At 38.6% G+C, this 24693-nt stretch carries 27 protein-coding genes and 1 pseudogene; 12 read left to right on the plus strand and 16 right to left on the minus strand.

What is annotated here, in order from left to right; genetic code table 11:
* Nucleotides 1–36: 36 nt before the first annotated feature.
* Both CKJ95_RS00925 and CKJ95_RS00930 read right to left on the minus strand, forming a co-directional pair.
* Nucleotides 37–696 carry a 3-oxoacid CoA-transferase subunit B gene (locus CKJ95_RS00925; RefSeq protein ID WP_099351541.1) on the minus strand — a complete coding sequence of 220 codons (660 nt, stop codon included), beginning with the start codon at nt 694–696 and terminating at the stop codon, nt 37–39.
* Nucleotides 697–709: 13 nt separating this feature from the next.
* On the minus strand, nt 710–1399 hold the full coding sequence (locus CKJ95_RS00930; RefSeq protein WP_099351542.1) for a CoA transferase subunit A: 690 nt from the start codon (nt 1397–1399) through the stop codon (nt 710–712).
* A 153-nt stretch (nt 1400–1552) separates the two neighbouring features.
* Between CKJ95_RS00930 and CKJ95_RS00935 the strand changes: the two genes are divergently transcribed.
* Complete coding sequence (locus tag CKJ95_RS00935; protein ID WP_099351543.1) at nt 1553–2437, plus strand: LysR family transcriptional regulator; 885 nt, start codon at nt 1553–1555, stop codon at nt 2435–2437.
* A gap of 61 nt (nt 2438–2498) precedes the next feature.
* On the opposite strand, the gene CKJ95_RS00940 is transcribed toward CKJ95_RS00935, so the two are convergent.
* From CKJ95_RS00940 to CKJ95_RS00950, 3 genes and pseudogenes are all read right to left on the minus strand, one after another.
* Entirely contained in the window at nt 2499–4280 is a 1782-nt protein-coding gene (locus tag CKJ95_RS00940; protein WP_099351544.1) for an adenine deaminase C-terminal domain-containing protein, read from the minus strand.
* Between the two features lie 161 nt (nt 4281–4441).
* The gene (locus tag CKJ95_RS00945) at nt 4442–4807 is read right to left on the minus strand and encodes a DUF1801 domain-containing protein (RefSeq protein ID WP_099351545.1); all 366 of its coding nucleotides are present in this window, start codon (nt 4805–4807) and stop codon (nt 4442–4444) included.
* 42 nt (nt 4808–4849) lie between these two features.
* Nucleotides 4850–5556 (minus strand): annotated as a pseudogene (locus CKJ95_RS00950) (DNA alkylation repair protein).
* 153 nt (nt 5557–5709) lie between these two features.
* Here CKJ95_RS00950 and CKJ95_RS00955 point away from each other — a divergent pair.
* A complete protein-coding gene (locus tag CKJ95_RS00955; protein WP_099351546.1) occupies nt 5710–6081 on the plus strand; it encodes a VOC family protein in 372 nt (123 codons plus the stop codon).
* Nucleotides 6082–6159: 78 nt separating this feature from the next.
* On the opposite strand, the gene CKJ95_RS00960 is transcribed toward CKJ95_RS00955, so the two are convergent.
* Complete coding sequence (locus tag CKJ95_RS00960; protein ID WP_099351547.1) at nt 6160–6555, minus strand: VOC family protein; 396 nt, start codon at nt 6553–6555, stop codon at nt 6160–6162.
* Between the two features lie 170 nt (nt 6556–6725).
* Between CKJ95_RS00960 and CKJ95_RS00965 the strand changes: the two genes are divergently transcribed.
* Complete coding sequence (locus CKJ95_RS00965; RefSeq protein WP_099351548.1) at nt 6726–7133, plus strand: nuclear transport factor 2 family protein; 408 nt, start codon at nt 6726–6728, stop codon at nt 7131–7133.
* A gap of 52 nt (nt 7134–7185) precedes the next feature.
* Here CKJ95_RS00965 and CKJ95_RS00970 read toward each other — a convergent pair whose 3' ends face one another.
* Entirely contained in the window at nt 7186–8472 is a 1287-nt protein-coding gene (locus CKJ95_RS00970) for an NCS2 family permease (protein WP_099351549.1), read from the minus strand.
* A 120-nt stretch (nt 8473–8592) separates the two neighbouring features.
* On the opposite strand from CKJ95_RS00970, the gene CKJ95_RS00975 reads away from it, so the two are divergent.
* A complete protein-coding gene (locus CKJ95_RS00975; protein WP_099351550.1) occupies nt 8593–9459 on the plus strand; it encodes a LysR family transcriptional regulator in 867 nt (288 codons plus the stop codon).
* Between the two features lie 41 nt (nt 9460–9500).
* On the opposite strand, the gene CKJ95_RS23260 is transcribed toward CKJ95_RS00975, so the two are convergent.
* From CKJ95_RS23260 to msrA, 3 genes are all read right to left on the minus strand, one after another.
* Nucleotides 9501–9638 carry a hypothetical protein gene (locus tag CKJ95_RS23260; RefSeq protein WP_180271383.1) on the minus strand — a complete coding sequence of 46 codons (138 nt, stop codon included), beginning with the start codon at nt 9636–9638 and terminating at the stop codon, nt 9501–9503.
* 424 nt (nt 9639–10062) lie between these two features.
* On the minus strand, nt 10063–10263 hold the full coding sequence (cspD, locus tag CKJ95_RS00980) for a cold-shock protein CspD (RefSeq protein WP_077618477.1): 201 nt from the start codon (nt 10261–10263) through the stop codon (nt 10063–10065).
* Nucleotides 10264–10534: 271 nt separating this feature from the next.
* The gene (msrA, locus tag CKJ95_RS00985) at nt 10535–11497 is read right to left on the minus strand and encodes a peptide-methionine (S)-S-oxide reductase MsrA (RefSeq protein ID WP_099351551.1); all 963 of its coding nucleotides are present in this window, start codon (nt 11495–11497) and stop codon (nt 10535–10537) included.
* Nucleotides 11498–11615: 118 nt separating this feature from the next.
* Between msrA and CKJ95_RS00990 the strand changes: the two genes are divergently transcribed.
* Nucleotides 11616–11861: a DNA alkylation repair protein gene (locus tag CKJ95_RS00990; protein ID WP_099351552.1), complete on the plus strand. Its 246-nt coding sequence runs from the start codon at nt 11616–11618 to the stop codon at nt 11859–11861.
* 118 nt (nt 11862–11979) lie between these two features.
* Here CKJ95_RS00990 and CKJ95_RS00995 read toward each other — a convergent pair whose 3' ends face one another.
* The gene (locus tag CKJ95_RS00995) at nt 11980–12993 is read right to left on the minus strand and encodes an acyltransferase family protein (RefSeq protein WP_099351553.1); all 1014 of its coding nucleotides are present in this window, start codon (nt 12991–12993) and stop codon (nt 11980–11982) included.
* Nucleotides 12994–13299: 306 nt separating this feature from the next.
* On the opposite strand from CKJ95_RS00995, the gene CKJ95_RS01000 reads away from it, so the two are divergent.
* Complete coding sequence (locus CKJ95_RS01000; protein WP_099351554.1) at nt 13300–14508, plus strand: MFS transporter; 1209 nt, start codon at nt 13300–13302, stop codon at nt 14506–14508.
* A 27-nt stretch (nt 14509–14535) separates the two neighbouring features.
* Here the strand turns inward: CKJ95_RS01000 and CKJ95_RS01005 are convergent, their stop codons facing one another.
* The 3 genes from CKJ95_RS01005 to CKJ95_RS01015 all read right to left on the minus strand — a co-directional run bounded on the left by CKJ95_RS01005 (nt 14536) and on the right by CKJ95_RS01015 (nt 17706).
* The gene (locus CKJ95_RS01005) at nt 14536–15330 is read right to left on the minus strand and encodes a class I SAM-dependent methyltransferase (RefSeq protein ID WP_099351555.1); all 795 of its coding nucleotides are present in this window, start codon (nt 15328–15330) and stop codon (nt 14536–14538) included.
* Between the two features lie 89 nt (nt 15331–15419).
* Nucleotides 15420–16394 carry an NAD(P)H-dependent flavin oxidoreductase gene (locus CKJ95_RS01010; RefSeq protein ID WP_099351556.1) on the minus strand — a complete coding sequence of 325 codons (975 nt, stop codon included), beginning with the start codon at nt 16392–16394 and terminating at the stop codon, nt 15420–15422.
* A gap of 487 nt (nt 16395–16881) precedes the next feature.
* Nucleotides 16882–17706, minus strand: coding sequence for a TrmB family transcriptional regulator (locus CKJ95_RS01015; RefSeq protein ID WP_099351557.1), 825 nt, complete (start codon nt 17704–17706; stop codon nt 16882–16884).
* Nucleotides 17707–17850: 144 nt separating this feature from the next.
* On the opposite strand from CKJ95_RS01015, the gene CKJ95_RS01020 reads away from it, so the two are divergent.
* The 3 genes from CKJ95_RS01020 to CKJ95_RS01030 all read left to right on the plus strand — a co-directional run bounded on the left by CKJ95_RS01020 (nt 17851) and on the right by CKJ95_RS01030 (nt 20727).
* The gene (locus CKJ95_RS01020; protein ID WP_099351558.1) at nt 17851–18480 is read left to right on the plus strand and encodes a homoserine/threonine efflux transporter; all 630 of its coding nucleotides are present in this window, start codon (nt 17851–17853) and stop codon (nt 18478–18480) included.
* A gap of 103 nt (nt 18481–18583) precedes the next feature.
* Nucleotides 18584–19663 carry a hypothetical protein gene (locus CKJ95_RS01025; RefSeq protein ID WP_099351559.1) on the plus strand — a complete coding sequence of 360 codons (1080 nt, stop codon included), beginning with the start codon at nt 18584–18586 and terminating at the stop codon, nt 19661–19663.
* A gap of 74 nt (nt 19664–19737) precedes the next feature.
* Entirely contained in the window at nt 19738–20727 is a 990-nt protein-coding gene (locus CKJ95_RS01030) for a glycoside hydrolase domain-containing protein (RefSeq protein ID WP_099351560.1), read from the plus strand.
* Nucleotides 20728–20786: 59 nt separating this feature from the next.
* On the opposite strand, the gene CKJ95_RS01035 is transcribed toward CKJ95_RS01030, so the two are convergent.
* Nucleotides 20787–21482 (minus strand): AIM24 family protein, encoded by a 696-nt coding sequence (locus tag CKJ95_RS01035; protein ID WP_099351561.1) that lies wholly within the window; start codon nt 21480–21482, stop codon nt 20787–20789.
* A gap of 175 nt (nt 21483–21657) precedes the next feature.
* Here CKJ95_RS01035 and CKJ95_RS01040 point away from each other — a divergent pair, with 175 nt between their 5' ends.
* Both CKJ95_RS01040 and CKJ95_RS01045 read left to right on the plus strand, forming a co-directional pair.
* On the plus strand, nt 21658–21966 hold the full coding sequence (locus tag CKJ95_RS01040; RefSeq protein WP_099351562.1) for a PadR family transcriptional regulator: 309 nt from the start codon (nt 21658–21660) through the stop codon (nt 21964–21966).
* A gap of 15 nt (nt 21967–21981) precedes the next feature.
* Nucleotides 21982–23148: a chromate transporter gene (locus CKJ95_RS01045; RefSeq protein WP_099351563.1), complete on the plus strand. Its 1167-nt coding sequence runs from the start codon at nt 21982–21984 to the stop codon at nt 23146–23148.
* A 65-nt stretch (nt 23149–23213) separates the two neighbouring features.
* Here CKJ95_RS01045 and CKJ95_RS01050 read toward each other — a convergent pair whose 3' ends face one another.
* A complete protein-coding gene (locus CKJ95_RS01050) occupies nt 23214–23957 on the minus strand; it encodes an AAA family ATPase (protein ID WP_099351564.1) in 744 nt (247 codons plus the stop codon).
* Between the two features lie 151 nt (nt 23958–24108).
* On the opposite strand from CKJ95_RS01050, the gene CKJ95_RS01055 reads away from it, so the two are divergent.
* The gene (locus CKJ95_RS01055) at nt 24109–24630 is read left to right on the plus strand and encodes an HD domain-containing protein (RefSeq protein ID WP_099351565.1); all 522 of its coding nucleotides are present in this window, start codon (nt 24109–24111) and stop codon (nt 24628–24630) included.
* Nucleotides 24631–24693 lie beyond the last annotated feature (63 nt).

Below are 24693 nucleotides of genomic sequence, written 5' to 3' on the forward strand. Positions count from 1 at the left end.
GGGGTTGCCTTATCCTTTTTGAATTGATTCACACGTCTAAAATGCATCAAGTTTTACTTCATCTGCTATGATCAATTCAGCTTCAGTAGTTTCAACTATATCTTGAACACTATACCCCTTTGCTACTTCAACTAATTTTAAGCCATTCTCTGTGACATCAATAACGGCTTGATCTGTGATAATGCGATCTACTACTTTTTGACCTGTAAGTGGTAGGCTACATTTTTTCAATATTTTAGGCTGACCATGTTTATTCACATGCTCCATAATGACAATCGTCTTTTTGGCACCGTGAACTAAGTCCATAGCGCCACCCATGCCTTTAATCATCTTGCCAGGAATCATCCAGTTGGCTAAATCTCCATTCTCAGCCACCTCCATACCGCCCAAGATTGCGATATCGATATGTCCGCCACGAATCATCGCAAAAGACTCGGCACTGCTAAAAAAGCTAGCACCCTTCATTGCCGTGACTGTTTCTTTTCCTGCGTTGATAAGGTCAGGATCCACCTCTTCCTTTAAAGGATATGGCCCAATTCCTAATAATCCGTTTTCAGATTGTAAAACCACATGTTTATTGTCCGCAATATAATTTGCTACCATTGTTGGCATGCCAATTCCCAGATTCACATAGTTTCCGTCCTGAATTTCCTGTTCTGCCCTTTGTGCAATCTTCACTCTCACGTAATTCGACATCGTTCTACCTCCCCTAATCTCTTACTGTTAAACGTTCAATTCGTTTTTCATGCTTACCTACAATAAGTCCTTGAACATAAATACTCGGTGTGTGAATTTCGTTAGGATCGAGTTCGCCAACCTCTACAATCTCCTCTACCTCTGCAATCGTGTATTTCCCAGCTGCAGCCATGATTGGATTAAGGTTCTGTGCTGTTTGTCGATAGACTAGATTTCCTAATTTATCTGCTTTCCATGCTTTAACTAAACTAAAATCAGCGGTTAATCCTTCTTCTAATAAGTATTCTTTTCCATTAAACTCTCTTGTTTCGCGTCCCTCAGCAATTGGCGTTCCAACTCCTGCTGGGGTATAAAATGCTGGAATGCCCGATCCACCAGCCCGAATTTTCTCCGCTAATGATCCTTGTGGAACTAGCTGAACCTCCAATTCACCACTTAACACCTGCCTTTCAAACTCCTTGTTTTCCCCCACATAAGAGGAAATCATCTTTTTGATTTGTTTATTTTGCAAAAGGATTCCAAGTCCCCAATCATCTACTCCACAGTTATTGGAAATCACTGTTAAATCCTTTACATTCGCCTGCCGTAGGCCAATGATTAGATTTTCAGGAATTCCAACAAGGCCAAAGCCACCTACCATTAAGGTCATCCTATCTTTGATAGCGCTTACAGCTTCTTCAAAGCTTGTAAATATAGTTTTCATTTATTTCCCCTCCTGAAATACGATATTTGAATCTCTGTATTTATTTCATAATTTTCAATATCTTCTTAATAAAATTTTACAACAATCCTATTTATCCGTAAAATGAATAATAAGAATAATCTTTATTACAAAACGGAATAAAAGGAGGCTTCTATGGAGCTAAAAGATTTACGCTATTTTATGGAAGTTGTTGATTACGGTAGTTTTACAAAAGCAGCAGTTAACACCTACATCTCTCAACCAACCTTAAGTAAATCCATTAAAAAATTAGAAACTGATCTTAACGTTGAACTATTCGAACGCTCAACTCGAAAATTAGTATTGACTGATGCTGGTAAACTTGTCTATAAGCAAGCAGCTAAAATTCTAGGTGCCACAAATGAACTTCATACTTTATTAGACGACCTTATAAATCTACCAACCGGAAATATAAAAATTGGGATACCACCCTTAATTGGAACACTCTTCTTTCCAACCATTGCGCAAAAATTTGGAAAGCAGCATTCGCAAGTGTCGTTAGAATTAATCGAACTTGGTGCTAAGCGCATTGAACATTTGGTAGATGAGGGGCAAGTTGACGTTGGTATTGTAGTAAATCCAACCGATCACAATAAATTTTTGGTAGCCCCCTTTATCAAAGAAGAATTTATGCTTTTCACTCATCCCACACACCGGTTATCGAATGAGAATTCTGTAAAACTAGAACAACTAGAAAATGAATCTTTTATTCTCTTTAATCAAGAATTTGCTTTACATAATTTGATTATTCAACAATGTCAAAATGCTGGATTCACTCCTAAAATTGCTTATGTGAGTTCACAATGGGACTTGATAACGGAACTTGTGATTGCGCAACTGGGGGTTACTCTTCTACCGAAATCCATATATTCAAAAATGGATGAAACTCAAATTAACAGGATTCCACTCGTATCACCACCCATGTGGGAGCTTGTTGTCATTACGAAAAAAGACAGGTACCAATCTTTCGCAGTAAGAGCTCTGCTCAAGTTTCTTGCTGATAAGTTTAATAATCATTAACCCCAAAACAAAAAAACCTACAAACATTAAAATTTCAATGTTTGTAGGTTTCTTTTTTTCACTACTTCGTTACCTCTGTCCCGAACGTTTCGGCCTTCAACAAAATAGCATCCTTTTTCACTTCATATAGCCCATACGGTACCAAGCGTAATCCTGGAAGGAAGTCGCAGGTTAAGAACAATAAAGTATAAAGTATATCATGGAATGGGAATCCTCGTTCCTGCAAGGTTTGAAGCAACTCATCATGATATTGGACTGCTTTATCGAATGATGGGCTCGTGGTCATCATACCTGTAAGTGGTAAAGGAATTTCAAGGATAATGTCATCATCACCATCTACGATGACAATACCCCCTCCAATTTCATGAGCCCTTGATGCTGCTTTTGCCATCGCTAAAGGGTTTCTTCCAACAACAAGTAATTCCGTTGTCGTATTGTACGTTGAAGCCATCCCATCAAGGGTAACAGCAAATCTTTCTAAGACTGCTCTACTGACCCAATTCCCTCGACGGTCAATCAATGCTGAATACATAAGTCCTTCATGACCTGAAAGATCTGCAAAACCATTCACAGACGGGATGATGGTATCCTTCCTAGCGGTAATGACATTACTTTTAAAATATGAAACAGGCAATGGTTCATTTTCATCCGGATGTGGATATTGGTAGAGTTCTGGATTTTCAAGAACAGATTTCGGGAATTCAAATGCTTCTCTTACCACATATTTTGTCCAGTCTACTTCCGGCATCGAAGCCAATAATTGGCCATTTTCTGCAACAACTTCACCGCTCGCAACGACTAAGTCAGGGCGGAAGTCAACTAGGTCAGGAAGTAGGAGAATGTCTGCCTTTCTTCCCGGAGCAATGCCCCCAATGTAATCTTCTAGGCGAAGGTAGGTCGCTGCATTGACTGTCACCATTTGAATGGCATCCATCACTGGAACACCAAGTTCAACTGCTTGACGAACAAGTCCATCGACAAATCCTTCTCTTTCAATAAAGCCAGGATGTGGCCCATCTGTTGTCATCACAATTCTACTTGTGTTGACCTTACCTTCTGTTATCATTTTAATCACTTCTTCTAAATCTGGTCGAAGCGAACTGTTTCGTAATGTCGTCCACATGCCTAATCGAAGACGGTCTAATGCCTCTTTCGCCGTGATTGCTTCATGGCACGCAGTCACTCCTGACGCCACAATTGCATTTAATTTTTCATACGAACAGCCTGAAGTATGGCCGTCGGAAACCTTTCCGATTTCTTTTACATAATCCATGGTTTCTAGTAAAAATGGATCTCCGTTATAAAGGAGCGGCCAACGTGTTACTTCCGCTGAACCAACCACTTCGTCCAATGCAAGTAATTCTTGAATATCTTGGTGATTATACCACTCACGTTCACCCGGATAGTCCGCCTGTGAAACAAGTCTTACAAGCCAAAGGAAATTTCCTGGCATGGACTTTAAGTCATAAACCATGTCCTTGAAGCCTTTCGCTCCCATATGTAAATAGAAAAATAGATTATCATTGACTGATGTGGTTGTACCAAGCGGCAACACCTTACTTGTTATGCTGATAGGGTTATAGACAACCCACGGATGAGAATGTGCTTCAATGAACCCAGGAGATACATACTTTCCTTCAGCATCAATGACCTCAGTATGCTCTCCAACCATCGCTTCACTTTCTCCTACATACGCGATACTATCTTTATATACAGCCACATTTAGTTTTAGAAATTCCCCAGAATACACATTAATGACTGTCCCGCCTTTAATATACAAATCAGCAGGTATATTCCCCTTCGCTACTTCCACAAGCTCACTTCTTTTTGCCCTAAGCTTCAAACTCCCCACTCCTCTACACAATATCAATTTCATTACGTTTTATCCACCTTCGTCTATATAACATAATATTAATAAGACTAGTGCGGAACTGTCAATCCTATTGCTTGAATTTATCAAAAATTTAGATTTTGGGACAGAGCCTTAGCCCTATCCCTTACTCTTTACTTCTCATTCAAATCCATCGCAGCCTTAATGAATTCAGTAAAAACATCAGGCTGGATCTCTTCCATTTTTTTAATCCTAATATGCCTCATCCCTTTGCCTGAACCTTGCAATAATTGATTTGTATCGTTTTCTTGAAGTTCAACACCTCTATGGAAACCGAGATTAACATGTTTTTTGGAAGCCTGAAGATAGCACACCAATCCATTGTAAGTGTAATTAGGCATCGACCATTTATATTCCTCTACTAAGTTAGGTGATGCATCTAGTATGATTTTTCTTAAAGCAGTTGTAATGTGCTGAATATTTTCTGGCAGTTCAGAAATATACTGGTCTACTGCTTCTATCGTTCTTGTTTTTTCCATTCATTTTCACCTTCAATTATTTATTTGTACAATAATGTGTATTTAACAAATACAAGTCTTCCGTTTCAGACCGACTCTATTTTTCGCTTCTACTTTCTTTATATATCCGACGCAAGAGGAACTTTACATGCTGTATTCCCCACATCCACATGTACCTTTCCAATATGTGCTGCGACTTGCTTCGCTTCATCATTTAGTTCCGCTACATAGGTTCCGACAGACAAAACAAAGCTATTCATCACATAGCGAACCCGATTGCGCTCTTCATGAATCGTATTTTTCACTTGATTCAACAGCTTTCTTATTTCTGCAATATCTAATTTTTCATCTGGTGTGATCGATAAATAGTTTGAGTACGTACTCCATCCACAAACTGCAATCATTTCTTCCTCAGAGTTCATCCATTCCCTCGCCAATTCAAGTGCATACTCACTTTCTGCAGCCACTTGGGCAACTGTATATTCTGCAGCCATATACCAATATGCTTTAGTCGCCCAATCTTGCAACGTCTCCTTCGTAATTACCTTTGGATTCACCGAGAGACCCGCTAAATACATAGCGTCATGATTACCAGACTTATATAATTTTAGCGCCAATTCATGGTCCTTCTTTACAAACTTGACAAGCTTTTTTAAATCCCCTATTTTAACTCCAAAATGCGGCTCTTTTACCCCATGATTCTTATAAATTTGCTTTATTTGCTCGGAACCCATTTCCTCAAGATTTTCCATAATTTCTTCATATGTCACTTTATTCATCCTTTCATTATGTTCTAGAACTATCTTCCAGTATTGACAATAGATGCCCTTTTCTATTAATTTTAGTTTGTAACCCACTGTGAATCTTGTGAATTTTGATTTACTCCTTTATAGTTAAATTAAACCATAATTAGGAGGAAAAAAATGAAACTTGGTGCATTTTCTGTCAGTTTAAATGTAAAAGACATCCACAAATCAAAGGAATTTTATGAAAATCTAGGTTTTCAGACATTAGGTGGGGACATCAACCAAAATTGGCTTATCTTGAAAAATGGAGATACTGTAATCGGTTTATTCCAAGGGATGTTTGATAAGAACATTCTCACCTTTAACCCTGGATGGGATCAAAACGCACAAAATCTTGATTCCTTTACAGACGTTCGTGATATCCAAAAGCAGCTAAAAGAAAAAGGAATGACAATGCTGACTGAGGCAGATGAATCAGGTGAAGGACCTGCACATTTTGTCATAGAAGATCCGGACGGAAATCAAATTCTATTTGATCAGCATCGATAAACGAATACATATTACACTAATAAGCCTTTCACCCATTATTGGGCGAAAGGCTTTATTAATTGAAGGATCTTTTAAAACTTATTTCGCATTCTCATCAGGTTGATGAATCCCAAATATATTTCCTTCTGTGTCGATATAGTATCCCTGCCAAGCCATACCTGGAAGCGCATATTTCGGCAAAGCGACCTTCCCACCATTAGCCAAAATTTTCTGTTCAGTAGAATCATAATCTGCCACACCCATTGTACAAGCATATCCATTTAATGGCTGGTTTGGTCCGGGAGGTGGTCCCTGCCTTTGCATCAGAGCACCGTCAATACCATGCTCATTTGCATCACCAGTTACAGCTCCAAAATAAGGCATCCCCGCATAATCCGTCCAGTCTTCAAATTTCCAATCAAAAACTTCTCCATAAAACTTCTTTGCACGCTCCATGTCATCCACATGTACTTCAAAATGAACGATTCTTCCCATCATATCCACCTACATTTTCATTATTTTCCCAACATTATGTAATTCTACCCATGATGCTGTTACACCTTCACCATTATCGGAAAATAGATAGATCTCTATTCAAAGTATCATGTTGAAACTCCCCATTAATTGACACCGTATTATTCAAAACATATAATTTTTAAAAAAGGATGATTAACTTGAGTACGGAACATGGAATCACAACAACTTCCACCCTGAAGGAAAAAGCAAAGTCTTTTCTAGATTTAATAGTATCTGGGAACATTCGAGAAGCATACGAACGACACATCGGACCTAATTTTTGTCACCACAATCCCTATTTTCGTGGCGATGCAGAAAGTCTTATGCTCGCTATGGAAGAAAATGCAGTCCAGAATCCTCATAAGATTTTTGAGGTGAAACTTGCCATTGAAGAAGGAGACAAGGTTACTGTCTACTCCCATATCAGACAAAATTCTGAAGATTTTGGTGCGGCTGTTGTACACATCTTTCGTTTCGAAAATGACAATGTCGTTGAATTATGGGATATCGGACAACCGCTACCAGAAAACTCCCCAAATGAAAATGGTATGTTTTAAACAACTGATATGCGCACAACAACAATAGCAGCCCTCAAAGGACTGCTATTTTTTAGTACACATATTGAATTACAAAATTGCTTAAAAACAATATCGCAATCATATAAAGTGCCGGATGGATTTCTTTTCCTTTCCCCATCAATAGCTTCATGACTGGGTACATTATAAAGCCGATCGCCATGCCGTCCGCGATGCTATACGTTAATGGAATTAACACGATAATTAAAAGTGCCGGAAAGCTCTCAGTGAAATCATCCATAGAAATGTTCACAATGTTTTGGAGCATCAAAACCCCAATTAAGATTAGAATCGGTGAAACCGCGCTTGCTGGAACTATTTTTATCACTGGAATAAATAAAATTGAAACTAAAAACATAACCCCTGTTACAATACTTGTTAGTCCTGTTCTTCCTCCAGCTGTAATTCCAGCCGCCGATTCCACTGAAGCAACCGTTGGGCTCGTTCCAAAAACTCCAGAAGATAATACAGAAACGGCTGTAGCCTGAAGTGATTTTTTACTAGTCTCAGGACGTTTTAACATGTTGGTATGTCCATGTATTAAACCAATATTTTCAAATACTAGCACCATAGCAAGTGAAATTGAAGTAAGCCAGAAAATGATATTCCCTGCTTGTGCCCAAGATAATTGACCAAACACACCAAAGTATTCACTGAAATCTGGTGTGGATAAGGAAATTCCCTCTACGTTTGATCCTCCAAACAGAATCGCTAATACCGATGTAATCAAAATACTTAATAATAGATTACCAGGTACATTTTTAATAAATAATAAAACTGTGATGATCAAACCAATAAAAGTTATAATCACAGTTGGGCTACTTAAATCACCGATAGCTAGCAGAGTGTGTTCTGAGCTCGTAATTATCCCTGCATTGTCAAACCCAATTAATATCAACAGAATTCCAATCCCAATCGTAATTGCTTCTTTCAAGGAAGCCGGGATCGAGGAAGTAATTACCTTCGCTAATGGTGTAAAAGCAATAACCACGAAAATCAATCCTGCTACAAATACCATAGCTAATGCTTCCTGCCATGTGAATCCGCCGGATTGCACAATGGTATAAGTAAACATCGCGTTAAGTCCCATTCCAGGAATGAGGAGAATCGGTGTGTTACTCCATAACCCAATCACTACACATCCTATGAAACTAGTTAAAATGGTAGCAATGATTCCCGCTTCCATCGGAATTCCCGCCACAGCGAGGATTGTTGCATTGACAATAATAATGTAGACAACTGTTATATATGAAATAAATCCTGCAGAAAATTCCTTTCCAATTGTCGTACCATGTTGTTGTAATTTAAAAAACCGTTCCATATTAATCACCTTTCTAACGTCCACTAAAAACGATATTCATCATAACATAGACTTCTGCCATTCGAAAAATATATAATATATATAGAAACTATATATTTTTTATATAGAAGGAGAAATTTGATGGATATTAAGCAATTACGTTATTTTATTGCAATCGCTGAAGAAAAAAATATTACAGCAGCTGCCAATCGGCTCCATATGTCTCAACCGCCTCTCAGCATGCTACTTAAGCAACTGGAAGAAGAACTTGGAGTTAAATTATTTGAGCGCAATGGCAAAAGTATGGCGTTAACGGATAAAGGCGAAGTTCTCTATCAACGTGCATTGCATCTCGTGAACAGTGTTGAGGAAATTAAAAATGAAATCCAAGAAACAGAAGAAGGTACAAAAGGTGTACTAGCGGTGGGTTTAAACACGTTGTCTGTCTCAGGATTCTCGGATATGCTTCATGCCTTCCACAAAAAATACCCACTCGTCTCGATTAAAGTTGTTCAAAACGATTCTTTTTATCTAGCGGAAATGGTTAAATCCCGCGCGATTGAAATGGCATTTGTACGACTTCCACTTGAACATCGAGGTTTCATATATGAACACCTTCTTAGTGAACCCTTTGTTTTTGTAAGTAAGCAGAAAACGGACATGGTTTCGCTCGAAATGATTTCTCAATTGCCACTCATTATTCCAAGTACTGAAGGTTTGGGGAGTTATAATATCATTCATGAAGCCTTTTCAAAACAAAAACTTCAATTTACGAGTATTGCGGAGTGCTCAGATATGCATGTATTGATGGAAATGGTGAAAGGAGGAATGGGCGCAACGATCGTGCCTAAATCCGTTTTTGATGTGTATGGAGATGGAGACCTATATTCTGCTCCGATTAAAGAAACAACCACGCATTCCTCATTAGGTATGATTTGGCTTGAGCATCACTATGTCTCAACTCCTGCTAAAAACTTTATCAAGCTAGTTAAACAGGAATTATCTTAATTAATGCACAGGGTTCGTAAGATTAACCCTTATTCGTACCCTCAGATGTTTGCATAACTTCCGGTGAGGGTACGATAAAGCTTAATTCCAAGGAAAGACTTTATCATATATGCAAAATACTTTTCTAGCACACTAGCATGTTTCCCTAAATCTGTCTCACGGGTTATACTCTTTTTCATGTACCTCTAAACCCCTCTTACGGTACACGCTCTACTCGTTTTCTACACTAGCTTGTACCGCGAAACTTTTCTTGTGATACACGCTATCCTCTTTTTCAACCTAGCTTGTACCGTGAAACCTCTCTTGCAGTACACGCTCTACTCGTTTTCTACACTAGTATGTACCGCGAAACCTTTCTTGCAGTACACGCTCTACTCGTTTTCTACACTAGCTTGTACCGCGAAACCTTTCTTACAGTACACGCTCATCACCTTTACAACCTAGCATGTACACTAACTCCGTTTTCTGGTAAACACTCAAATCCTCTAATCAAGCACGAACCTAGATGGGACAACGGACCTGACCCACAATCGCAAAAATCCACCCATAAAAAAACAACCCTACATCAGTAGGGCTGTTTTGAGATCTTATTTATAGGTTAAATTATAATTTAACTACGTTAGATGCTTGAGGTCCACGGTTACCTTCAACGATTTCGAAAGAAACTTCTTGACCTTCTTCTAAAGTTTTGAAACCATCGCCTTGGATTGCTGAGAAGTGTACGAAAACATCGTCTCCACCTTGTACTTCGATGAATCCGAAGCCTTTTTCGCTGTTAAACCATTTTACTTTACCATTTTGCATGAAATATGCCTCCTAAAATGAACACACAAACCATTTGTGCATTGAAAAATTAACCATTGTACACTTACATAAATCTAAAACAAATTGACATATAACTTCAGAAGAATAGCCTGATTCTAAAATGAAATTATCGTTCTTTCTTTTCTTTAAACTTATATAACGCAACAAAATGGTCTATTTCATCATATCATTGCAGATTACCAGAGTCAACCAACAAATATGAAAATAGTCATTTTCTCACACATGCTGTATAAACATGCATTCTCTCGATTTAGTTAAAGAGTTTCGCGTACTCCCCATAGCCTTCTTTTTCAAGATCTTCCTTAGGAATGAACCGAAGTGCAGCGGAGTTTATACAATAACGCATACGAGTTGGACCTGGTCCATCATAGAATAAATGGCCAAGATGGGAATCTGCTGTATTGCTTCTAACTTCAGTACGGATCATACCATGTGATGTATCAAGCTCCTCAACGATTTCTTTCGCATCAATCGCTTTTGTAAAGCTTGGCCAACCGCAGCCTGCATCATATTGATCCAATGAACTGAACAATGGCTTACCAGACACAATATCAACATAAATGCCTTCTTTTGAATTGTTCCAAAACTCATTTCGAAACGGTGGCTCTGTCCCCTGTTCCTGTGTCACGTAATACTGCATATCTGTCAGACTATTCTTAGCCTCTTCAAATTCCTTTGCAGCCCAATGGGTTCTAATAAATTTGTCCCTGCCTGATCCTTTACGATAACGATTATAGTGTTCAGGCTTCTTTTTATAATAATCCTGATGATATTCTTCTGCTCTGTAGAATTCCTTTGCAGGAAGAATCGGTGTCACGATTGGTTTTGTGAAAATTCCACTGTCAGCAAGTTTTTGCTTTGATTCTTCGGCAATCTTTTTCTGTTCGTCCGTATGGTAAAAAATTGCTGTGCGGTAGGAATCACCCCGATCAAAAAATTGACCGCCTGCGTCTGTTGGATCAATTTGCTGCCAAAAGAGCTCGACTATTTTCTCATAAGGAAAAATGTCTGGGTTAAATGTAATTTGAACGGCCTCATAATGTCCTGTTGTATCCGAACAAACCTCTTCATATGTAGGATTTTCTTTCGTTCCACCTGTATAACCTGACACAACTTCAATGATTCCTGGTTGTGTATCAAATGGCTTAACCATACACCAGAAGCAGCCGCCAGCAAAGGTTGCTTTTTCCACTTTTTCATGCGTATTTTCCATGTACCCTCTTCCTTTCTCCTTGTGCTTTATTTCATTATATCATTTCTGCTGTCTGTTCAAAAAAATACGCTCATAGTATTTCCATAATTGGAAACAGTAAAAAATAGGAGGTGTAAGAATGAGTAGTCCTTATTTATGTCCTAATTGCAAAACCAATCGTTCCAGATTCAATATTATTGAACAAGTCTCTAGATCCGTAAAAATGAATCCACAAAGTGGCGAAGTTATGGAAGAATACACAGAAAACCTTGATCCCTTCCATGTCCCATACCGCGGGCCAGAAATCAAGGTCCAATGCGGGGTCTGTGGCCTAATCGAAGACGAACAATCCTTTATAAAAAGAGCCGAAAATTACAAAGGGTAAAACATCAAACGGGACCACGGGGACGGTTCTAGTGGTTCTCCATTTATGACCAAAAAGGGACTGCTCTCAAACTCCGGTATCTACCGGACCAAGAGAACCGTCCCTATGGTTCAATGAATTAGTAGCCTTCTTGTTTGACATTAAAGAACCTCTTGATGATGGAGATTCGAAGTTCAATTAACGGCTGAGTTATCGCTCGAATTGTTTTCGTTGACAACAACAATGTTAGGATGAGTGAAGCGATTACTAATATTGCAATATTTCCAGTATCGTTAATTACGTCTAGCCATTCGCTACTTCTGAAATATTTAATGACAAAGCCGTGCAACAAATATACATATAATGTATGTGTGCCCCAGCTTGTGAAGAAAAATTGCCTTTTCGGTAATAGTGAGAAAAAGGCAACCGTCATAACAATTGAAACCAAGTAGACTGCTAATCGAATGAGTCCGCCGAGATTCTCATGAGATAACGTTTCGTACGACTTCGAGCCAAGCAACCAACCGGTATTGAAATCTGGTACAAAATAATAGCCGATTAAAATAGCTAAAAGCAAAATTCCTGATCCCACTTGAACTGCCGGGCGTTTCAAAGCTGTAAAATGCTCTCTTTTACAATAAAAACCCAATAAAAACAATGGGAAAAAGACAAATGTCCGAGATAAACTTAGGTAATTTTCCACAAAGGGAATATAGCCTACACCTATCCCAACTAAAACTGCGATAGTCACCGACCATTTCATCGGTACTTTCGTGTACGCATACAGCATCACATTCCAGCAAAATAAACTAATTAAAAACCAAAGTGACCACTGTGGATTAAATGGCTCAAATAAAAGTGATTGACCATTATATAGGTAGTAATAATAGATCGTATAGATAAGCTGAAAAATTAAATAGGGAATCAACAGTTTTTTTGCCGTCTTTTTAATATATCCTTCCTTCCTAAACCCCTTTGCAAAATACCCCGAAACTAATATAAAAGCAGGCATATGAAAGGAATACACGAAGTGGTAAATTGTCATGATGATTTTATGATCATCAATAAAAGGCTGAATGAAATGCCCAAAGACAACAAGGAATATTAGGATGAACTTTGCGTTATCAAAATAATACTCTCGCTTACTTGCCATCATAAAACCTCCAAACTATTGTTATCGTATTATAGCATCGTAAGGAGGGTGTTTATGCAAATGTCTTTGATTTGTAAATGTCTTTTTAATATTAATGGCTAGTTTGTAATTATACTGAAAAATCTTAATCAAAATGAAACAAACCTTCTGGGACTTTTTTTATGTGAGCAATATCATCCTCTCGCTTATTTTTCCGCTTTAAATTTATTTCAGTTTTCGAAAGTTTCGTTAATGAAAATAATCTGCAATTGTGGTACTATAAATCTATTAAAAAAACAAGTATATTTTTAGGAGATGGAAAAAATCATGCCGAATTGGCAACGAAATTTATGGGTTCTTTGGATTGGTGTCTTTTTTACCGCTTCAGGGTTTTCAATGGTTATCCCGTTTTTACCGATTTTTCTGTTAGAAATCGGGGTACACGACCACACTGAATTATGGTCAGGGCTAATCTATGGGGCCGCCTTTTTTGCAGGTGCATTTGCGACACCGTTTTGGGGAAGAGTTGCCGACAAATACGGACGTAAACCAATGATTGTAAGGGCTGGATTTGCCCTTTTCCTCGTTTATACGTTAATGGCAATTGTTACAAATCCTTATCAAATCTTAGGCTTACGTATCATGCAAGGTTTATTAAGTGGGTTTATCCCAGGTTCGATTGCACTCGTCGGGACAAACACTCCAACAAAAAATGTTGGGTATGCGCTCTCCATGATTTCATCCGCTGCAGCAACCGGGATGATTTTAGGACCTCTCTTGGGTGGCGGTTTAGCTGAACTTTGGGGTAATCGATGGGCCTTTGCAAGCGCGGGAACCATTGTCTTATTGGCAACCATTTTAATCATCTTTTTCGTCAAAGAAGAAAACTTCAAAGCGAACAAAGAAAAAGGTTCCGTTATCAAAGATTTTAAAATCGCAATCGACAATCGCCCTTTCTTCCTTGTATTGATTCTGACCTTAATGGTCAGCTGCTCTACAATGATTATTGACCCGATTCTACCATTATACATCGCTGATATCGCAAGTCACTCAAGTTATACAACATTACTGACCGGTTTTATAATTGCATTACCTGGTCTTGCGAGTGCCTTGTTTGCGCCTGTGTGGGGAAAATGGGCGGACAAAGTAGGTTTCAATAGGATTTTACTCATTGGGCTATTAGGCGCTGGAATTGGCACATTAGCTCAGATTGTCTTTACTCAAATCTGGGGCTTCTCAATTATTCGTTTCATCTATGGAGTCTTCTTCTGTGCGATCTTCCCTGCTTTAAATGGGCTTATTGTCAAAATTACTCCAGAAGATTTCCGCGGCAGAGCTTTCAGCCTCAGTCAAACTGCAAATCAAATTGGAGGTATGATTGGCCCACTTATCGGTGGGGTATTAGGAGGCCTATTTCCTACACAAATGCTCTTCACCGTGACAGGAATATTGCTCCTAGTTGCACTGGCTACAGCTTACTTAAATGGCGATCAACGGAAAAGTGTCTTGAAACGAGGGGTACTGGCTAAGAAATAAAATAGGTTCGTACGTATAGACAAACGCTCAGAATTCTCTGAGCGTTTCTTTTATCTTTATCGCTCGTGTAGCAACAAATGTTTTAATATACTTATCTAATATTCTTTTTCCACCAAAATCATCTTCATAAAAACCTGAAATGACAAACCCAGCATCAATTTGCCCTTGAATTTGGTCTTCCAACGTGTGGGCAAATTCGATTGTTTGATTTGAATCGATATAATCTTGTACATCATCCTCTGGTAAATAATCAAGGGTTGAAGATGGTATAGAATGTTTAACTTCTAGAATCCCTTTATTTTCTTGATTTTCATCAAAGATCCAGAGTAAAGGATTCGTAAACCCAGCAATCAAAATACCATTGCTTATTAAAACTCTGGATGCTTCTTTCCAGACAGGGCGTACATCTTTAACAAATAAATTAGAAACAGGGTGAACGATTATATCAAAGTATTCATCTTCAAATTCAATAAGGTCAGACATGTCACCTTGTACTGTTTTTAAGGTTAACCCTTCACGTTTTGCTACCTTTTCATCTTGTTCTAATTGTTTTTTAGATAGATCAAAAACGGTTACGTCTGCTCCAGCTGCGGCTAATACTGGCCCTTGTTGTCCCCCACCCGAAGCTAAGCAAAGAATTTTCAATCCATCTAACGATTTCGGAAACCAGTGTCTAGGGACTGATTTTTCAGTTGTAACGATGATTTCCCACTCGCCAATTTTACTCTTTTCGATTACTTCACTACTCACAGATTGAGTATATCTAGAACCATCTTCTACCTTCTTATCCCAAGCATTTCTGTTATGCTGAGCTATGTCCACTGTAATTCCTCCTACCCTTCAACAAATTAAAAGTGCTTACTCCTACAAAAAATCAAACTAGGAATAAGCACCACACTAAATTTATCTCACTAAGCAAATACTTGACTTGCCTTCAATAAATTTTCTCTTGCCTCTATATATTCGTGATGGAGTTTATCAACAAACTTACCAGCGCTTGTCACTTCATTAATCGCACCAATGCCTTGACCACTTCCCCAAATATCCTTCCAGGCCTTTGATTTCCCTTCTCCACCAAAATTCATTGTTGAAGGGTCACTTTCAGGAAGATTTTCAGGATCTAAGCCTGCTGCACGAATGGATGGTGCTAGATAGTTTCCATGAACTCCCGTAAATAAATTACTGTACACAACGTCATCCGAATTACAATCAACTATGGCTTGCTTATAGTCTTCTGCAGCTCGTGCCTCATGTGTTGCAATAAATGGTGAACCGATATATGCAAAATCTGCTCCCATAGCTTGAGCCGCTAATATAGACTTCCCAGTTGCAATGGATCCTGCTAAAGCTAAGGGACCATCAAACCACTCACGGATTTCCTGAACTAAAGCAAATGGACTCTTGCTTCCTGCATGCCCTCCTGCACCTGAAGCGACGGCAATTAGGCCATCTGCCCCCTTATCAATTGCCTTATGGGCAAATTTATTATTGATGATGTCATGTAAAACAATTCCCCCATAACTATGAGCTGCTACATTCACCTCTTCACGAGCTCCCAGAGAAGTGATAATAATCGGTACCTTGTATTTCACACATAGCTCCATGTCCTGTTCAAGACGATTGTTTGACCTATGTACGATTTGATTAATAGCAAATGGAGCTGCTGGGCGGTCAGGATTTTTCGCATTGTAATCAGCTAGTGTCTCAGTTATCTCTGCCAACCATTCATCCAGTTGTGAGGCTGGTCTAGCGTTTAGTGCAGGCATCGACCCTACAATCCCTGCTTTGCATTGTTCAATCACAAGCTTTGGATTACTAATGATGAACATTGGTGAACCGATAACAGGAATCCTTAAGGATTTCAGGATAGATGGAATATTCGACATTTTTACTTCCCCCAATTTCAAAACATATTTACTTGCATTTAAAATAAATCATTCTGAATCAGAGAAGGACAGGCTGTCTGTATTTAAATTTCAGTAATCGCTTTCAATCATCCTTCTATTTAGTAATACTATATTCATAGGGTTATAGTCAAATAATTCTCTTAAGTAAGGATAAAAATGATGAGTAATTAGCGAACCGCGGGGACTTTATTCTTGGACCCCAAAGGTGATTTCCATTGACTTTTTCCAGCTTCATCCAAAACCTATACCTTATTTGGTCTTTATGCTATAACTTCTTCCACATTTATCCAAAACTCATACCATATTTCACCTTTAAGCCATGACTTCTTCCAACTTCATCCAATACCCACACCTTATCCGGCAGTTATGCTACTACATTTTCCTGTTTCATCCAAAACCCTTATCATAAACACGTTCTCCATTCATCATAAAAAAGCGCTGATCCATTGACCAACGCTAAACCATTTTACTTCACATAATGCTTTTTGAAATCCGAGTGGATTGAAAATTTGTGACGTAGGTCAATCAGGTTTTTGCCAAAGCTTTCTTCAAGAATATCACGATGCTTGTTTAACAGCTCCATCAAATATAAATCATGGATGATGACCTCTGTTATTGGCATAACTAGTCCTACATGCATCGTCCATGCTGCGCGACTATCTTTACCTAAAGACACGATTCCAGCTACGACCTCTGAATCATCGCCACTGTATACGAGCCATCTTCCGCCATATTCGTCCGTAATATCAAGGCTCATGTCATGCAAATATACATTGGCAAAATCAGATTCAACCTCTCCATACGCGACAATCGTAATATTGACACCTCTTTTGGCAGCAGCTCTTAAATCCTCTGCTAATACCTCATACTCCTCTTTCCATACTTCTAACAAAATCCGTTGGTTAGCTGATTCGATACATGTCCGCACTTTATCCAGAATTTCTGTATCCCCTGTGATATTCCAAATATTTTCACGGTCATGAACCGAGCGCTCAAAGTTTTCGAAAAACTTCTCTGCCTTATTAAAATTTTCCTCTGCCTTCGTACGACGGTGACGAATCAGTTCCTTGGCAGGTACCGGCGTGTATTGTGGTGTATTACCTGGACTAACCAATATATCCCCACGCATAACTAGATTGTCCAATACCTCATAAATTTTTGAACGAGGTACACCAGAATTTTTTGCAACTGCATAGCCTGTCAATGGAGATTCTTCCAATAAGCTCAAATATGCCTTCGCCTCATACTCCGTAAACTGTAAATTCTTAAATGTATCAAAAATATTATCCAATTTCGTTCCTCCACCGAATAGTCGCTACCTTTGTAACTAATATATTAACAAAAAGTATTGATGCATTCCAATCAAATCTGCTACAATATTTTTGAAAGTAGTTACTGTAGTAGTCACTAAAACCAACTTGGAGGTCTACAGACAATGGATAACCTAATTGCCTACTTACCAATCGCAGCTATGATGGTTATAATTCCCGGAGTGGACACGATGTTAATCATCAAAAACACACTTACATACGGTCCAAAAGCTGGTCGCTATACCCTACTTGGAACGTCTATGGGACTTGCTTTTTGGACACTTATTGCCGTTCTTGGGTTATCTGTTGTAATTGCGAAGTCAGTGTTTTTGTTTAGTTTTATTAAATATGCAGGTGCTGCCTTCTTAATCTATCTAGGAATCAAAAGCTTCTTCACCAAAAGCTCCTTGTCATTGAATGAGCTTCAAGAACAAGCAAAGAATCAAGTTACACCTACAAAAAAACATCATAAGGAATCATTTTTGCAAGGGTTGCTTAGTAACATACTTAATCCTAAAACCGTTCTAGTATATATCACAATCATGCCCCAGTTTATTGATTTGAACGAGAACATAAACCAACAATTAATCATAATGGGCCTTATTATGTCCATCCTTGCCATTGTTTGGTTTTTACTCCTCGTATCTATCCTTGATTACGCAAAAAAATGGTTCAACAATCCCAAATTCAATAAAGCATTCCAAAAATCAACCGGTTTAATCCTTGTCGGCTTTGGCATTAAAACCGGAATCTAAAACCTAACATAAATCCGTTCATCCATTGAACGGATTTTTTTCCTATTCAGGCATAACATGGTAACATAGATTAGTAATTAATTAGATTTAAAAGGTGATCATATTGTTTTTATTATGGCTACTGCTCATATTAATCGGAATAGTCTACATAAAATACACCAATATTTTCGTTAAAACTTCAACTTTAGCCGCGGTAATGGCGATTGGAATTATGACTCGAGGGGTTTTATCCAATTATTTCACAACAGGCTTTGATATTTATGGTGAGATTATAGTGATGATCAATATTACACTATGGCTGTCATTTCTTTTTTCTTTAGGAATGACCATTTGGAAGGGAAAATTCAGGGAGCTCCATCTCAAAAATCCTATCAATCGATTTGGGATTGGAACATGGGTGGCAGCTTCCTCCATTTGTGGAATTTTACTATATATTTATAACGATTGGTTTATGCCCGCGATGCTCATCTCACTTGTGAACTTCGGCTTCTGGCTATTTTATATTATAATATCGATAGTAGCCTTTTTCGAAATCCATAAAACCAGTTCCTACCATAAAGTTCACGGAATTGTATTATTAACCACTGTTAGTACACAGTCTATAATACTTTTAATAAACACCATATATCCTGAGGTTCCAATCTACTTGAACATAAGCTTGCTTATCATAGGTTTCCTCTTCTATTGTGTTGGGATTTATTTTATCGGTAAAAGATACATTCGAAAAAGCTGGTCCATCAAGGATGATTGGAATAACACAAACTGTATTCTCCACGGGGCATTGTCCATTTCCGGAATTGCCTGTATTGTATCCGGAAGTGTCGATCCTACTATTATCGTCACGCTCTGGATGATTGTCTTTGCTATCTACTTACTTGTTGAGACAATTGAGATCATCAGGCTTTATTCACGACTTAAACATTTTGGAATTAAAAAAGGAATTTTTATTTACGATGTCAGCCAGTGGAGCCGGATATTTACCTTTGCCATGTTTGATACATTTACTTTCCGCCTTCAAACAGATATCACAATTATTTTACATATCCGCCATTTGGTCCTATCTTTTGGGATTTGGCTCATTTTAATGCTAATTGTGTTTGAGGTTTTTCTAAGTATGAGGTATATGTTGCAGCTTCACCAAAAAGTTACCTACAGAAATCAAGCATCGGACATCTCGATTTAAGTTCCAAAATCCTAAGCCCACACCGCACACTGACACCTTACATATATATAAGGTGTCAAAGGTGAGGTGATAAAATGACAGAGAAAGGATTTAATATACTAATATCCGTAATCATCGGGTTCCTTTTAAGCTGTGCGGTGTTTTTCTATGTAACTGAGGACAAAGCAAAACCCGTAACATCGAATCCAACGACCGAAGCACCGACAACTCCCCCTCCTTCCAATACAGATAAGAAAAAACCACCACCGGCTGATAGCCAGGAACAACAAAATCAAGACAAGAATAATGAAACTGAAAAGCAAACAGATTCAGAAAAACAAAGTGAAAAAGATAAGCAAAAAGAAGATAAAGAAAAACAAAACAATGAAGAACAAAACAACAATGAAAAAGCAAAGCCTAGCGATGAACTCCCAGAGATTGTTTGGGGAATTGATTCTGCAAGTGAAACGACAAAAGATTTTTATGCTTGTGTAAAAGAGAATTTTGGTGACCCCGTCGTATTTGGTCGTTATCTTGGCGAGCGCGAAGGGATCTCAGTAGGTCTTACAGCTGAACAAGTGGAGATAATCCATGCTGAAGGTGACTTTATTCTACCAATATACAATCATTTTAATGATGCAACAGGTTATGACAATGGGGTTGCACATGCTAAGGAAGCAATTAAACTAGCTGGTGAAATTGGCATCCCAGAAGGAGTTGCCCTGTTTGCAGATATTGAACCAACCTACCCAGTAGATTCTGAGTTTATTAAAGGCTGGTTTGAGACAGTAGAAGGCTCTCCGTATAAATCTGGAATTTATGGTGTATTTGACCCTGAGCAAGCTTTGTTTAAAGCCTATCAAGAGGCCGGAAAAAGCAACGGCGCCATCCTTGAACAGAATTATATTTGGACAGCTGCACCTAGTGTCGGAATAACAGCAGAAGCCAAAGCACCAAAATATAACCCGAGTGCTCCAGAAGGCTCACTTGCATGGGGCTGGCAATACGGCTTAGACTCTGAAACTTGTAACATTGACACAAACCTATTCAAACGTGAACTCGTCGATGTCTTGTGGAAACCTTAAGAAAATGAGAAACATGAAAAAAGAAGCATGAGTTTACCTCTTATGCTTCTTTTCGTATATCAGCTATTCGATTGCTGCATATAAACCTCTTCATACGGCTGAACGATGACAAAGCCATCTCCCTCAAATCTCATTTGAATCGATTCGCCACTTCCACGACCTACAAATGTTTTAAATGAAATATCCGTTTGGAACTCAGGGTGAAGATTTCCAGACCAAGCAACTGTTGCATTCGGATCTGTTATAACAGGTTTTCCTGGCGTTACCCGCAATGTAAGTGGCTCATAATGAGTCGTAATCGCAAGCATTCCACTCCCCTCACAACGAACATTGAACAGCCCACCCGCCATCATACCTGCTACCCGCTTCATTAGCTTTATTTCATGCTTCAAGGATGGTTCAAAGGCAAGAAGATCATTCCCATTTACATAGATTGATTCGTTCTGAAGTTGAAGAATGATAATTTTTTTCCCGCTGTCGGCCAAGTATAGTTTCCCTTGCCCATTTGCTTTCATTAACGATGCCCCTTCACCTGTTAACGCTTTCTTAAACATACTTCCAAGGCCATGCTCCAGGATTCCTTCTCGTTCATACTTGATTTTTCCGTTATAGGCAACCATTGACCCTGCTTTTGCCCAAATCATCCCATTCAAATTTACTTCAAGCATTCTAGGTGTCTCTAACTCAAACAATCCTTCACCTTTGTCTTCTTGCTCTGTGTTTTTTATAAATTCAGCAATTGAATATTTGCTCATATCCCCCACATCCTTTCTTTAGTTTGTTATACGTATAGACTAGGAAAAGGTTTCAGATTGTTAAGGTTTTGTAAATTTTCATTTTTGACTTTAGGTATCTTTTTTTGTATGCTATAATTCCGATATCGGTTTTCGATATTGGTTTTCTATATCAACCTGATTGGTGGTAACTAAAGTGGAAGAAAAAATATTGAGGAAGCTTTTTCTTGGGTTCATCCAGATTCATATTTTACACCATGCAAAAGAACACCCTATTTTCGGGGCATGGATGCTCGAAGAACTTAGAGAGCATGGATATGTCATAAGTTCCGGAACACTCTACCCGATCCTCCACAGCATGGAGTCAGATGGCCTATTAGTAAAAGAAGAAAAAAATGTAGACGGAAAAATTAGAAAGTATTATACCACAACCGATAAAGGAAATTCCGTTCTTATCGAAGCTCGGAATAAAGCTTATGAGCTTTTCAAAGAAATTAAGGATTAGTTGAAGGGGGAAAACATGAAAAACTTACTTGAAATTCTAGTTGTATCAACAAGACTCGGTTTGACATCTTTTGGAGGACCTGTTGCACACTTAGGATATTTTCACGAAGAATATATCCGTCGACGTAAATGGATGGATGAAAAAACCTATGCAGATTTAGTTGCTTTGTGTCAGTTTTTACCTGGACCTGCTAGTAGCCAAGTCGGAATTGGTATTGGTGTGATGCGTGCAGGAGTACTCGGTGGAATTGTTTCATTCCTGGGGTTCACTCTTCCGTCTGTCATTGCACTCATTCTTTTTGCAGTAATCCTACAAGGGTTGGATATCGGAACTGCAGGCTGGATTCATGGATTAAAATTGGTGGCCGTAGCCGTTGTGGCACATGCAATTCTTGGAATGGCACAAAAACTTACTCCAGATTTAAAGAGAAAATCACTTGCACTTTTTGCTTTAGTTGGAACTTTACTGTGGCAGACTGCCTTTACACAGGTAGGCGTTATTCTCATTGCAGCCATTTTAGGATTTATATTATTTAAAAATCATACAGACAGTGAGACTACCAATTTACAGTTCCCAATATCTCGTAAATTCGCAGCTTTCTGTTTGATGTTGTTTTTCGGTTTGCTCATTCTTTTACCGATTTTAAGAGAAGTTACTTCCTTGGAATGGATTGCAATGTTTGATAGCTTTTACCGATCTGGTTCGCTGGTTTTTGGTGGCGGGCATGTTGTATTACCGCTATTAGAACGTGAATTTGTCCCAACAGGATGGGTAAGCGAAGAAGCATTCCTTGCTGGGTATGGAGCAGCACAAGCCGTTCCTGGACCATTGTTTACATTTGCTGCCTATCTTGGTGCTGTGATAAATGGATGGCAAGGTGGACTACTTGCAACGGTGGCTATTTTTCTACCAGCTTTTCTACTCATTTTAGGTACATTACCGTTCTGGGATTCTTTACGCCGCAATCCAAAAATTAAAGGAGCACTAATGGGGGTTAACGCAGCAGTGGTTGGAATATTGATTTCTGCCTTCTATCACCCAATTTGGACCAGCACTGTGTATGCACCAATCGATTTTGCATTCGCAGCCATTTTGTTCAGCATGCTTGTCTATTGGAAACTACCACCTTGGATTGTTGTGGTAACAGGTGCAATCGGCGGTGCGATTATTAGTTTATTTTAGACTACCAATTTGGTAGTCTTTTTTTAATCTTCTATTCGACTTGTAACAAGAACAGGTTGATTATCCTATTCCTCCTCATCCTCTCTAAACAACTCGTCCAAATACCGTTCTCTCCGATGCAAAAATCCCATTGTGATCTGATAATGCTCGGTTTCTTCATATTCAATCTGCTCAATTGGTGATGCATCAAAATTAAAAATCTGAGCCCTCGGATATCCCAGTAATATCGGTGAATGTGTTGCAATTATGAATTGTGCATCTCCACCTTTTTCTAGATCATGAATCACTCTTAAAAAGGCAAGTTGGCGCGCTGGAGATAAAGCCGCCTCAGGCTCGTCCAAAAGATAAATACTTCGTTCACCAAACCGATTCAAAAATAACGACAAGAAAGACTCGCCATGTGATTGCTCATGCAGCGACTTTCCCCCATACCCTTCATAGTTAAAAGTTGGATCCTCCTTAGCCAATTGGTCCAAATAAGAGGCAAAATGAAAAAAGCTTTCTGCCCGTAAAAAGAAGCCCTGATTGATTTTTGGCATCCATGAGAGTCGAATATACTCACTTAAGGCTGGGGTCGCATCTTCAAAATAATAGGAATTGTTTCTTCCCCCTCCCCCACTATTAAACCCACACTGGTGGGCAATCGCCTCAAGCAAAGTGGACTTTCCCGACCCATTTTCACCTACAAAAAACGTAACAGGTTCATAAAAATCAAGTTGTTCGAGACCCCTAATACTTGGTATCGAAAAAGGATATGCCCGCTTATTATGTATTTTTTCCGATATTAATTTTACACTCCGTAAAAACAAAACAAATCACCACACTCACGTAATACAACCATTTTAACACGGTCGCTTTGTTCTTCCACCTATTTCGTATCAATTTAGATGTTTCTCTCTTGATAATATCTTTCATACATGATAAGATTCAAAAAATTTATCTTTTTTGGGAGGCCTGAAAATGAGATATGTTACGTTAACGGAAGTTTATAATCATAGAATTGCTCAAAAATACCTGTCTCGTTCTGGAAAGGCTCACGCCATTGCTTGTGCTTACCATGCTTTCAAAATGGCCAAGCAGCAAAATGTTTCTGTCGATCTTGCTACAAAAGCAGCTTTGCTCCATGATATGGGGCATTATACATGGTATAAGAATGGAAAATGGGATTATAGCATGTACAAGGAAAATGACATTCATGCCATTAAAGGGGCAGAACGTGCTCATAAATTATTGATTCGATTAGGTGAAAATCCGAAATATGCCAAAGAAATTGCTTATGCTATACTATTCCACACGGACTCATATATCGAAGAAGGTTTTATCAAGCGTACGCCACTCCAAGCCATTACAAAGCTTGCAGATGAACTGGATGAAGAAGAAGGTGGTCTTCACCACTATCGTGAAATTGATGAGGACAAAGCGAAGAAAATGATAGAAAGATTAGATGCCTTAGTTGAAGAAGAAATGGACAAACACCAATAAATTCAATCCAAATTAAAAAGCCCAAGAGAAAATGCTTATTCAGCTTTCTCCTGGACCTCGTTA

The sequence above is a fragment of the Fredinandcohnia onubensis genome, assembly GCF_002734285.1.
Taxonomy (GTDB): domain Bacteria; phylum Bacillota; class Bacilli; order Bacillales; family Bacillaceae_L; genus Ferdinandcohnia; species Ferdinandcohnia onubensis_A.